Origin of the sequence: Paenibacillus phytorum, from assembly GCF_013141715.1 — a bacterium.
Lineage (GTDB): Bacteria > Bacillota > Bacilli > Paenibacillales > NBRC-103111 > Paenibacillus_E > Paenibacillus_E phytorum.
Genome location: NZ_WHOA01000072.1, coordinates 169,219 through 181,286, shown reverse-complemented (window position 1 = coordinate 181,286; position 12,068 = coordinate 169,219). Strand labels below are relative to the sequence as shown.

Here is a 12,068-nt window from a genome sequence, read left to right as displayed (position 1 = left end):
TCGATATCTTCATAAATTTTGAGCCCGAGATAATAAGGATTTAAGGTATGACGGGACGGAACCACGACTGAGGAGTTGAGCTTGGAGTACTCAATCGTCTCCTCTTCAGTCAAATCCAGCTCGCGCAATATGTGTTGGTGCCAGTAAGAGGCCCAGCCTTCGTTCATGATTTTCGTTTCAAGCTGCGGCCAGAAATAGAGCATTTCATCACGTAGCATGGTCAGAATATCCCGCTGCCACTCTTCCATATAGGGGGCATTCTCCTCAATGAAGAGCAAGATATCTTTTTCAGGTTGAGGTGGAAAGCGTTTGTTTTCCTCCTTATCAGGTATAGGGGGTTTGTTTTTAACATCTAGATCCCATATATCCTCATATCCATAGGTTGCTACGGAACGTGCCGCTGGTGTGGAGGCTTTATGGGTTTCCTGACGCTTGCGCGTCTGTCGATAGGATAAGGTCAGCACAGGATCAATGTGCTCCTGAATAGCTAGCACGGCATCAATGAATTGCTCGACTTCGTCAATGCCATGTTCGATTTCATATTGCCGAATTCTTTCGGCGGTAGCAGACATGCTTTCTACCATATTGCGGTTCGTGTTTGCGAAACGGGCATTATTTTTGAAAAAGTCACAATGGGCAAGAACGTGTGCGACGATCAGTTTATTCTGAATGAGCGAATTCCCATCTAGCAAGAAGGCATAGCATGGGTCAGAATTTATGACTAATTCGTAAATTTTACTTAAACCAAAATCATACTGAGTTTTCATGCGGTGAAAATTTTTACCGAAACTCCAGTGACTGTAACGCGTCGGCATCCCATATGCACCGAAGGTATATATAATTTCGGCGGGGCAGATTTCATACCTCATCGGGAAGAAATCAAGTCCAAAACCTTTAGCAATTTCCGTTATTTCATCAATGGCGTATTCTAGCTTTTGGATTTCGGTTTTACTCACTGAACAGCCACCCCTTCCTGCTTTGTAAAAAAGGTTTTCAGTGCTTTGTACACTTCACCTTTCTCACGAATGACATAATGAAGAAATTTAGGGTCATGAATATGGCGGAAAGCAGACATGAGTGTACTGCTGCGATTGTACTGGTTAACTTCTCCATAACCGAACATGTTGGAGCGCTCCATTAACTGCGTAATAAGCTTCACACACCGTTCGTTATCTGACGTCAAATTATCGCCATCGGAGAAATGAAACGGATAAATATTAAATTGTGACGGTGGATACCGTTTGTCGATAATATCAATCGCTGCTTGGTAAGCCGAGGAACAAATCGTACCTCCGCTTTCGCCCTTGGTGAAAAACTCTTCCTCCGTGACCTCTTTAGCTTCGGTGTGATGAGCAATAAATACAATCTCGACATTCTCATATTTCGTACGCAGGAAGCGCGTCATCCAGAAGAAGAAGCTGCGGGCAATATATTTCTCAAAGGAACCCATGGAACCGGAGGTATCCATCATCGCAATAATCAGAGCATTCGAGTGAGGCTTCTCAATCTCTTCCCACGTTTTGAAACGAAGGTCATCAGGGCTGATGTGATGGATTCCAGGGGAGGCTGAGCGCGAATTACGGCGCATATTCTCCAAAATGGTCCGTTTCTTATCGATGTTGGACATAATCCCTTTTTTGCGGATATCGTTGAAAATCACTTCCGTCGTGGTCATATTGCGCTTATCTTTTTTCTGCAAATTGGGGAGCTCCAGCTCAGAGAACAACATGGCTTGCAGTTCCTCCATGCTCACTTCCGCTTCATAGTAATCTTCGCCAGCTTGATCTCCTGCACCCTCACCTTTCCCAGGGCCTTGGGCTGGCTGCGGATCTGTGCCCAACACATCGCCGACCTGAGAGTCCCCGTCTCCCTGACCAACATGCTTTCCTTTACTAAAGTTATAGCGGAATCGGTATTCATCCAGACTCTTAATAGGAACTTTCACGACCTGCTTTCCATTGGACATGACAATACTTTCGTCAGTAACCAGATCGGGAAGATTCTGTTTAATGGCTTCTTTCACCTTCTCTTGGTGCCTGGTCTGATCCTGATATCCTTTGCGATGCAAGGACCAATCCTCTTTGGAAACGATAAAAAGGGGTTCTGTCATGAGGACACCTCCTTAGAGTTTTGCTTTAGCGAAATTTACGTCGTAAGCTTTTGCTGAATTATTATGGCAAGCATAATGCTGAACGGGCTGAGGTGAAAAAAGCTTGTTATTAAATATATTCAAATATGGGTGGGATATGTGATGCTTTGTAAGTTTGCCAGACCGAAGAGTTGACAGGTAGAAGAGAATTACCATTACATGTCGAATATTCAGATTATTTAGTTCGTTTTCCTCATTTTCACATCAATTGAAGGTGATAATGCCCTTATCTAGAATTATGTTCAGGACATATCCGTTAAATGTTAATGCTTGGAAGCGAGGTGAACCGTGATACGACGACGACCTATTCCTATCTTCATTCAGTTGCTGGCCGGCATGTTTCTCATTGCGGCTCTGGCTATTGCGCTTACCAATCTGTTCAACTATCGCTTAACTTCACAGCTAGCGCTGAATCGTACGGCTGGATATACGCAGGAGTCTGTCGACCAATTGTCGGCTAAGATTGATGTGCTGCTGCGTCAATATGATCAAGCCTCCCAGATGATTGCATTCGATGAAAAGGTGCAGACCGCTTTGAACAATCCGATTACGAAGCAAGGAGGGCAAGAGCAGCTTGCGCTGAACCGCTACCTTGCGGAGAAAACGCGCTATATCGCAGGTGAAATGCTCATTCACCTTTTCGACCGGGAAGGCAATGCTTACTCGTCTAACGAGTCACTCCAGTTGTTTTGGCGGAAGGCAGATGACGCAGTGAGTGCTGTCACTTGGTATAGGAAAATGGAGGAACTCGATGGTCATATGCTGTGGGTGTATGGTCCGGCTTGGCGAGACGGTGAGATTCCTGCCATTATTGGGGCCCGAAAGCTGAAGGACTCTCGAAACCTCACGGTACTGGGGGATCAGTTCGTGGTGTTTCCTGTGGAGAAAATGAACCGGATGATTGGTGAAACGGGCCAGCGCATCGAGCGAAAGGTGCAGGTGATGGATTCCATAGGGAATATCGTGTATTCGACGGAGCCTCGCGAGATTGGAACGGCGGCAGATCAAGGGCTGTTTGCCAAGTTCGGCGGGAATGCGCAGCCTTTCTTCGAATGGACGACGAGGGAGGATCGCAAGCGGATGCTTGTGACCTACGCCAAGTCCAATTACAGCGATTGGACCACCATCGCTTATTTCAAACCCGAAGCGGTGTACAGTGACGCTTCGCAGATGTGGGCAAACGCACTGCTGACCATGGCTGCAGGTATCGGGATTGCCCTCGCGCTGGTAGCGTACTTCACTTGGACGCTAACGAAGCCAATTCGTCAATTGGCCGATGGGATGAACAAGCTGAGCAAGGAAGGGATTAAGCCGATCGACCGGCCTTTTGCGAGCCGGGAGATTACGCAGCTGTATTCAAACTACAATGGCATGGTGCGTCAGCTGGAGGAAGTCGTTCAACGGCTCTCCGAGCAGCAGATCAGTGCCCAGAGAGCTGAGCTTGTCGCGTTGAAAGCCCAATTCCGCCCGCATTTCTTATATAATTCACTGAATCTGATTTACTGGACGATTGAGGACGAGAGGCCGGAGAAGGCACAGGAAATGACACTCGCGCTCGGAGAACTGCTTCGCTACAGCGTCCATCCGTCGACTGATTTCGTAACGCTCGGGGAGGATCTGGCGCAGCTGGACCGGTATTTATTGCTCCAGCGGGCGCGCTTCGGTGAGAAATTTAACGTTAGTATCGACGTAGAGGAAGGATTGCAGCAGCAAAGCGTGATCCGGCTCGTCCTGCAGCCTCTCGTCGAGAATGCCTTCCACCATGGCTTAGAGCAAAAGGACGAGGGGGACTGGCTAATTCGGGTCCGGATCTATCGGCAGGGTGGCAAGATCTTGTGCTCTGTGGAAGACAATGGCGTAGGAATGCCGCTTACGGCCCTGCAGTCGCTTGAAGACTCGATTCATCGGGAGCAAGGTTTTGAGAAGAAGGCGGGTGGCATCGGGTTAAGCAATCTGCATAAGCAGCTGCAGGCTTTCTTTGGTACAGGATACGGAATCCGCCTGATGACAAGTCAATTGGGAGGACTGCAGGTGGTATTATCGCTTCCATTGCTGGACCCGTCATCTCAGTTTGATAGGGAGCAAGGAATGTCAATGCTGGTTAAGAGAGGGGATGATGGCGCTGCCTAATTCATTTCTTCGGATTTCGCTAGTACTAGCAATGATCAGCCTGCTGTGCTCCTGCTCCCCCGAAATGGTCATGCCGAGTGTGAAAAGCTCTCCGAAGCCCAGTACATTGCGTATCTGGCTGTGGCCGGGAAGTGGGCTGGAGCCGCTGATTAAGAAGTATGAGGCTGACAATCCTCAGATGGATGTTGAGATGGTTACTTTTCAATACGACGATGTGGTGCCGAGTCTCATGACTTCGCTGGCCACGAAGGCCGATTCCCCTGATCTTGTTCTGTTGGAGGCTTCGCAGCTGAATCAATTAAAGCGCTTCCAGAACCAGTTCTATAACCTCTATGATTACGGCGACGAGCGGGTTCATTATCTGGACTGGAAATGGCGGCAAGCGGAAAGCAAGAATGGTGGCTTCTTGTATGCCATGCCTGTAGATATCGGGCCAGTGGCGCTTGCGTACCGCCATGACTTATTTCAAGAGGCCGGTTTACCAACAGAACGGGAAGAGGTGGCGTCCTATCTGTCCGATTGGGATGCGCTGGAGCAGGCAGGAGTCCTACTGAAGCAGCGGACGGGGGCCTTATTATTCGATAATATCACCAATATCTTCCTTAGCTATCTCAACCAGTTTGATGGTCAATATGTGCTGCCTGTGGAGCACGAATTAAGTCCTCATGTTAAGGAAGCTTGGGATCGGGCGGTGTTTTTCCACAAACGTGGCCTCAGTGCTGGGCTGCAGTCGCAAACCTCCTCTTGGGCCGAAGGAGCGGTCAATCGAAAATTCGCCCTCGTATTAGCCCCCTCTTGGCTTCACGGCATGATGAAGAAGAATGCTCCTGCTACAGCGGGAAAGTGGGATCTGACCCGGGCACCTGGTCTGCCATCCAATTTAACGGGGACATACTTGGCGATACCGAAGACAAGCTCATCTCCCCATGCGGCGTATAAGTTAGCCAGCTGGCTAACGGCTCCGCAGCAGCAGCTGGCGAATTTTATCGGCAGCGGGAATTTTCCTTCCACACCGGAATCGTACTCCTCTTCTAATTTCCTGGAGGTTCACGATCCCTTTTTCAATGATGCACCTGTCGGTCAAATTTATTCTTACACGGCGCTTCGCTACAAATCCGGCTACGACGATTACGATTATACGACGATTGAAAGATGGATTCGCGACGGTCTTCGGCGGGTTGAATCTGACGGTGCAGATCCTGAGTTAACATGGAAAGGGATTATGCAGCAGTTTGAGACGCTAAACCATGTAGAGGGAGGAGGGTAACCGTATGTTTACTGTTCTGATTGTAGACGATGAAGCGAATGTACGTCTTCCAATGTGCAGAACATTGGCTCGATTCGAAGGCGTGGGTGAAGTGCTGGATGCTTCTAGCGGGCAGGAGGCGATTACAATACTGCAGCAGAGGACGGTGCAGCTCGTTATAACAGATATCCGCATGCCGGCGGGGGATGGCTTGCAGCTTGCCGAATATATCCAGCAGCATTCACTGCAAACCGAAGTGTATGTGCTGACGGGGCACGCGGAATTCGATTATGCAATGAAAGCGATGCAGCATCAAGTGGCAGCCTACCTGCTTAAGCCTCTTTCCAAGGAGAAGCTGCTAGAGGTGTACAACGAAGCTTATGGGAAGTACCGAAGGCGGATGGAATCCGAGCAGGTGAATGTGATCCGCAGCCGGGCGTTGCTGGAGAAACGAATGCACGACCTGCTCCACGGGGTGCCGGTGCCAACTTTCGATGAAGGGCTGATTCCGCAATATGCCACCATCCGGCTCGTCTCCTTTTCGACCAAGGATTTGCGGTCTCTGGGAGAGACCTCGGTACGTTACTTTATCCGGGAATGTGCTCATGAATCGTTCAGCGGATTGGGGACGGCGGCAGTATGCGAAGAGGACCGGCTCATCACTGTGGTTCTGTTCACTGAGCACGATGATAAAGTGGCCTGGGAGCAGCGGGTGCAGGAAATTTCGAAGTGGATGGAAGCAAAGCTCCGCATCGAAGTGAAGATAGGGCATGGCGGCTGCACCAAGGAGATAAGTGATCTTGGGCTGATGTATATGCGCAGCATGATGAGCTTGGGCTTCAACGAAATTACAAGGAAGGAAAGAGGGGACTCATTTCCGCCGATTATTAAGGCGCTCTTGAAATACGTACATAACGAATATGCCAACGAAGCGGTGAATTTGTCCGATTTTGCCCAGCAATTCCAAGTGAATGCCAATTATTTGAGTAATTTATTTCATCAGGAGATGGGGCTTACCTATACCCAGTACTTGACGCAGATCAGGCTCACGGAGGCCAAGAGATGGCTGCGCGAGACGAACTTGAAGGTATATGAGGTATGCATTCGGGTAGGGTACAAGGACCCAGCCTATTTCAGCCGCATCTTCAAAACCTTCGTCGGCATGGCCCCCGGGGATTATCGGACGGTGGAACATTCCTGAGAAGAGTCCAAGAAATCGAAGATTCGTTACCTATACGAGCTGTAATGTCCTGCCTATACTAAATGTAAGGGCTTACTAATTTGAAAGTCCAGTTGAAAATGGTGAAGGGAGCGTTTATCGAATGAATCGGATGCCTAAACGCAAGTCCATGTTTCTGCTCTTGGTTTCTCTTCTAGTTCTTCTTAGTGCATGCAGCAGCGGAGGTACGCAAAGCGCAGTAAAAAATGAAGCAGGTGGAAACAGCGGGAAAAAGGTTCAACTGCAAATGTGGTTTTGGCAGGGGGCATCATTTGAAAAAATTATACCAGAGTTTAACCGCACCCATCCGAACATCGAGATTATTCCACAGATTTATAAGTGGGAGGACGCCCATAAGAAGGTGTTGACGGCTATGTCGGCAGGTTCGGGGGCTCCGGACATTGCGATGATCGATATTTCTCAGATGGACCAATTCTTGAAGTATCCTGATAAATTTTACGACCTGAACGAGTATGGAGCAAAGGATCTGTCTAAGGATTATCTGGATTGGAAATGGAAGCAAGGCAGCGTTGGCAGCAAGCAGCTTGGATTTCCAACGGACATCGGTCCGATGGTGCTTTACTACCGCCAAGATCTGTTCCAACAAGCCGGACTCCCTTCGGAGCCTAACGATGTTGCGGCCAAGATTAAGAATTGGGACGACTTCCTCGCTGCTGGCAAAACATTGAAGGAGAAAACAGGCGCCAGTATTTTATCCAACCCTTATGAATTATATGGTGCGATTCGCGACCAGGGCAATGAACTGTACTTTGATAAAGACGAGAATTTAACAATGGAATCCAACCCGCAAATCAAAAAAGCGCTGGATTATTATAAAAAAGCCCGTGAAATGGGCATCGCTGGAGCTTATGACCAGAAAAATGCGCTGCAGGAGTACTCTGCCGCTCTGAATTCGGGCAAAATCGCTACGTACATCTCTGCCGCTTGGGGCAAAGGGCACGTCGAAACCCGCGCACCGGATACGAAGGGCAAATGGCGAGCAGCCAAAATTCCAGAAGGTACCGGCAACATGGGCGGTTCGTTCTTACTTATTCCGAAGGAAACGAAGAACGCCAAGGAAGCTTACACAGCTATTAGTTGGATGCTTTCACCCCAGCAGCAGTTAGAAGTATTCAAGATTTCAGGCAATTTCCCTTCGACTCCGTCGGTCTATGGCGATAAAGCGTTCACAGAGGCGGGGTATGAATTCTGGGGCAACCAGAAGCTCGGCATCTTGTTCTCCGAGGTAGCCAAGGATGTGAAAGTGCAGCGTAAAGGACCTTTCTATCAAACCGTGGAAGATATTATTAGCGATGGCATGCAGGCCGTGACGGTCGATAAGAGCAAGGATCCTGACAAAGAATTCGCGGCCCTCATTGAGAAGGCCAAGACCAAATTGAAAAACAAATAGGGATGTGGCTGCGATGAGAGGGTTGAAGACGTATCTGGCGCCCTACCTGATGATATCTCCATTTTATATCTTGTTTATCGTATTCGGCTTGTTTCCGATCCTGTTCTCGCTGTACCTGGCTTTCCACTCGTGGGATGGGCTCGGGCCGATGGAGTTCGTGGGACTTCGCAATTTCCGTAATTTGCTGACCGATGATCCAGATTTCTGGAAATCGGTCGGAAACACCTTCGTCATCTGGTTTTTTTCAACCTTACCGCAGCTGTTTCTGGCACTGGTCGTCGCATTTCTGCTCAATGCCGCTTTCGTGCGGTTCAAGGATTTTTATCGAGCGGTCTATTTTCTGCCGAATATTACGTCGATTGTGGCTGTAGCCATTATCTTCGGGTCGTTTTTCGGCAGCCAGTTTGGGCTGATTAATGGGCTGCTCCAAGTCGTTGGGCTGCCCCGGATTGAATGGATCAACGATCCGTTCTGGGTGAAGGTCGCCGTGTCGCTCATGGTCATTTGGCGGTGGACGGGCTACAATGCCATCATTTACTTGGCCGGGCTGCAAAGTATCCCGCATGACTTGTATGAAGCAGCTACGATTGACGGGGCTAGCCGGAAGCAGCAGTTTTTCAGCATTACGCTGCCTTTGTTAAAGCCGATCATTCTGTTCACTGTGATCCTTTCGACGATCGGCGGCATGCAGCTGTTTACCGAGCCCTTAATTCTCGTCGGCAATACCGGCGGGGCAACCAAAGGCGGGCTGACGCTGGTGCTGTATCTGTATAACCAAGCTTTCGGCAATCAGCTGTTCGGCTATGCTTCCGCTATCGCTTGGATGCTGTTCCTGATCATCGGTATTTTCTCCTTCTTGAATTGGAAATTCGTTTCGAGAGGGGAGGGCATCTGATGAGCACGGAATCTTCCAAAGTAACGGTCACTCGCCGAAGCAGAGATGCCGTCGTCCTAACCAAGACCCCAGCGAAGTCCTCATGGGCTTCAGGAACGTTCCTTATTCACATCGGGATGCTGGTCGGTTCTCTATTGTCGCTATTTCCATTTTACTGGCTGTTCGTGATGTCTACCGCAACGACTTCGGATATGTTCCGGTTTCCCCCGAGGTTTCTGCCGAGCGATCAGCTGCTAGTTAATATCGGAAAGGTTATTGATCATGTCGGGTTTTTCCGATCATTCGGCAACAGCATGATCGTAGCAGGTGTGCACACGCTGCTGGTTCTGTTTTTTTGCTCGATGGCAGGCTTTGCCTTTGCCAAATTCCAATTTCCGGGCAAGCCGTTCCTGTTCTTCTTCCTGCTGATGACCATGATGGTGCCTCAGCAGCTGGGGCTAATCCCCCAGTTCATCATTATACAAAAGCTGGGCTGGATCAATGACCTGAAAGCCTTGATCATCCCGGGTGCGGCAAGTGCGTTTGGCATCTTCTGGATGCGGCAGTATGCGGCCTCCGTGCTGCATGATGAACTTATCAATGCAGGACGCATTGACGGCTGTAACTCTTTCGACCTGTACTATCGAGTAGCGCTTCCGGTGCTTCGCCCGGCGCTAGCAACGCTAGGTATCATTACGTTCTTGAATTCCTGGAATGATTATTTGTGGCCGCTCGTCGTCATCTCGGTACAGAACAAATTCACGATCCAGATGCTGATTGCCTCAATGAATGGCGTGTACAGCACGGACTACTCAATGGTCATGGCCGCAACGCTGATGGCTACGGTACCGCTCATTGTTGTGTTCTCAATCTTCAGTCGGCAGTTTATTGCCGGGCTTATGCAGGGGTCGGTGAAAGATTGACAACTCGCTGTGCTATACTGAAAAAGGGACGAAAACGATTGGAAGGAAATCGAAGTGGAAACATCATTTTGATAAAGTCTGCTTGGGCCTAATCGCTCAAACAGGCTTTTTTTATTGGATAGAACTACTTCCCAATGGCCTATCAATCCTTCAACCTTTGAAATTTTGATGGAAAGTTTTTGCAAACTCATGACTTTAGTCGTGAGTTAGAAAACTTCGGATAGGGCGTAGCTATTGCCACGTTAACTATCCGACATATGTTTCGGTGAATATTGCAACAATCCCTTTAATAATGAAGGCTTCTGTAGGAAATAAAACTGACATATGTTATTCTTTAGTCAGAGGTGATTGTATGTCAGAAATTAAGCATGGTCGTGGATACGTCTATGCCATTCAGTACCACATCGTGTGGTGCGTAAAGTACCGTCACAAGATTCTTGTTGAAGAAATAGACATAAGACTAAAAGAAATTCTTATTCAAATTGCAACCGATAACAATTTCACTATATCTGAAATTAAAAGTGACTTCGATCACGTTCATATCCTAGTGGATTGTTCACCACAGCATTCAGTACCTAGTATGATTAAAGCGTTAAAAGGTGTTTCCGCGAGACATTTGTTTAAAGAGTTTCCTAAGATTAAAAAGCAATTGTGGGGAGGTCATCTGTGGAATCCTTCTTATTTTGTTGCAACAGTAAGTGAACATACCGAAGCACAGATAAGAACTTACATTCAGAATCAGAAAGTGAAGTGAAATGCAATGTTAATGAAAAGAGCTTACAAATACCGCATTTACCCCACGCCAGAACAAGCAACACTCATCAACAAAACGATTGGATGCAGTCGCTTTGTGTTTAATCATTTTCTTGCCCAATGGAACGATGCGTTCAAAGAGACAGGCAAAGGCTTAACCTATAGTGCATGTTCTGCTGAACTCACAAAACTAAAACAAGAAATAGACTGGTTGAAAGAACCAGACAAATTTTCTTTACAAAATGCACTAAGGAATTTGAGTGATGCTTACAATCGCTTTTTCAAAAAACAAAACGATACGCCTAAATTTAAGAGCAAGAAGAATCCTGTACAGTCTTACAAAACAAACTACACGAATGGAAATATTGAAATTGTAGACAATCTGATCAAGTTACCTAAAATCGGGCTAGTGAAATTTTCCAAAAGTCGTGAAATCGAAGGTCGTATATTAAACGCTACGGTTAGACGCAATCCATCAGGTAAATATTTTGTATCTGTACTTGCGGAAGTTGAAATCCATGAGTTGCCCAAAACAGGCAATGAAGTAGGGATAGATGTTGGCTTGAAAGATTTTGCAATTCTATCCAGTGGTGAAGTGTTTGGCAATCCTAAATTCTTTCGCACACTTGAAGAGAAACTGGCAAGGGCACAGCGTAAACTTTCACGTAGGATTAAAGGTAGCTACAATTGGTACAAGCAGTGCATCAAAGTTGCTCAAATACATGAACATATCGCGAATACAAGAAAAGATTACTTAGATAAGATTTCAACGCATATTGTCAAAAACCACGACATCATTGCGGTTGAAGACTTGCAAGTAACAAACATGCTGGGGAACGGTAAATTATTATCTAAAGCGATTAGTGAAGTATCTTGGTCGATGTTTCGCTCCATGCTAGAGTACAAAGCGAAATGGTATGGTCGTATTGTCGTGAGGGTAGGCAAAACTTTCGCATCTTCGCAGTTGTGTTCGTGTTGTGGCTACCAAAATAAAGATGTAAAAGACCTGAACTTGCGTGAATGGAATTGCCCAGTTTGTGGAACGCATCACGACAGAGATTTCAATGCAAGCCTAAACATTCTTGCCGAAGGCAAAAGACTGCTTACTGTGTAGTAACTACACGAACTGTCGGAACGACAGGGGTAGCTTGGTAAACTTCTCTTCGTTAGAAGATACTACCCAAGAATCTCGTGACTTTAGTCATGAGAGGTTCAAATAATAGGCATATATTCTCAAACAGGAGCAACTGTACATGTACCCCATTTCTCAATTACGCAGGTATTTACAATCTTTGAAGAAGAGCACAGTTTCACTTTCAGAATTAGAAACAATATTTCTAGGAGAGCCATGTACCTATGAAGA

10 protein-coding genes are annotated in these 12,068 nt (G+C 47.3%); 8 read left to right on the top strand and 2 right to left on the bottom strand.

What is annotated here, in order from left to right:
- Both GC098_RS10070 and yhbH read right to left on the bottom strand, forming a co-directional pair.
- The coding region (locus GC098_RS10070) for a SpoVR family protein (RefSeq protein ID WP_171643032.1) at positions 1-956 on the bottom strand (956 nt) is incomplete at its 3' end.
- A complete protein-coding gene (gene yhbH, locus GC098_RS10065) occupies positions 953-2,110 on the bottom strand; it encodes a sporulation protein YhbH (RefSeq protein WP_171643031.1) in 1,158 nt (385 codons plus the stop codon). The genes yhbH and GC098_RS10070, both read right to left, overlap by 4 nt.
- A 327-nt stretch (positions 2,111-2,437) precedes the next feature.
- Between yhbH and GC098_RS10060 the strand changes: the two genes are divergently transcribed.
- The 8 genes from GC098_RS10060 (at position 2,438) to tnpB (ending at position 11,819) form a co-directional block, all read left to right on the top strand.
- Positions 2,438-4,279, top strand: coding sequence for a cache domain-containing sensor histidine kinase (locus GC098_RS10060; protein WP_312880023.1), 1,842 nt, complete (start codon positions 2,438-2,440; stop codon positions 4,277-4,279).
- Entirely contained in the window at positions 4,266-5,546 is a 1,281-nt protein-coding gene (locus tag GC098_RS10055) for an ABC transporter substrate-binding protein (protein WP_246358525.1), read from the top strand. The genes GC098_RS10060 and GC098_RS10055 overlap by 14 nt, the downstream gene beginning before the upstream one ends.
- A gap of 4 nt (positions 5,547-5,550) precedes the next feature.
- On the top strand, positions 5,551-6,726 hold the full coding sequence (locus tag GC098_RS10050; protein ID WP_171643029.1) for a response regulator transcription factor: 1,176 nt from the start codon (positions 5,551-5,553) through the stop codon (positions 6,724-6,726).
- 121 nt (positions 6,727-6,847) lie between these two features.
- Positions 6,848-8,155 carry an ABC transporter substrate-binding protein gene (locus GC098_RS10045; protein WP_171643028.1) on the top strand — a complete coding sequence of 436 codons (1,308 nt, stop codon included), beginning with the start codon at positions 6,848-6,850 and terminating at the stop codon, positions 8,153-8,155.
- Between the two features lie 13 nt (positions 8,156-8,168).
- Positions 8,169-9,050, top strand: coding sequence for a carbohydrate ABC transporter permease (locus GC098_RS10040; RefSeq protein ID WP_060646971.1), 882 nt, complete (start codon positions 8,169-8,171; stop codon positions 9,048-9,050).
- Between the two features lie 116 nt (positions 9,051-9,166).
- Positions 9,167-9,952 carry a carbohydrate ABC transporter permease gene (locus GC098_RS10035; protein ID WP_376773853.1) on the top strand — a complete coding sequence of 262 codons (786 nt, stop codon included), beginning with the start codon at positions 9,167-9,169 and terminating at the stop codon, positions 9,950-9,952.
- Positions 9,953-10,304: 352 nt separating this feature from the next.
- Positions 10,305-10,706, top strand: a complete 402-nt coding sequence (gene tnpA, locus GC098_RS10030; RefSeq protein ID WP_171643026.1) for an IS200/IS605 family transposase — start codon at positions 10,305-10,307, stop codon at positions 10,704-10,706.
- Between the two features lie 6 nt (positions 10,707-10,712).
- The gene (gene tnpB, locus GC098_RS10025) at positions 10,713-11,819 is read left to right on the top strand and encodes an IS200/IS605 family element RNA-guided endonuclease TnpB (RefSeq protein ID WP_171643025.1); all 1,107 of its coding nucleotides are present in this window, start codon (positions 10,713-10,715) and stop codon (positions 11,817-11,819) included.
- Positions 11,820-12,068 lie beyond the last annotated feature (249 nt).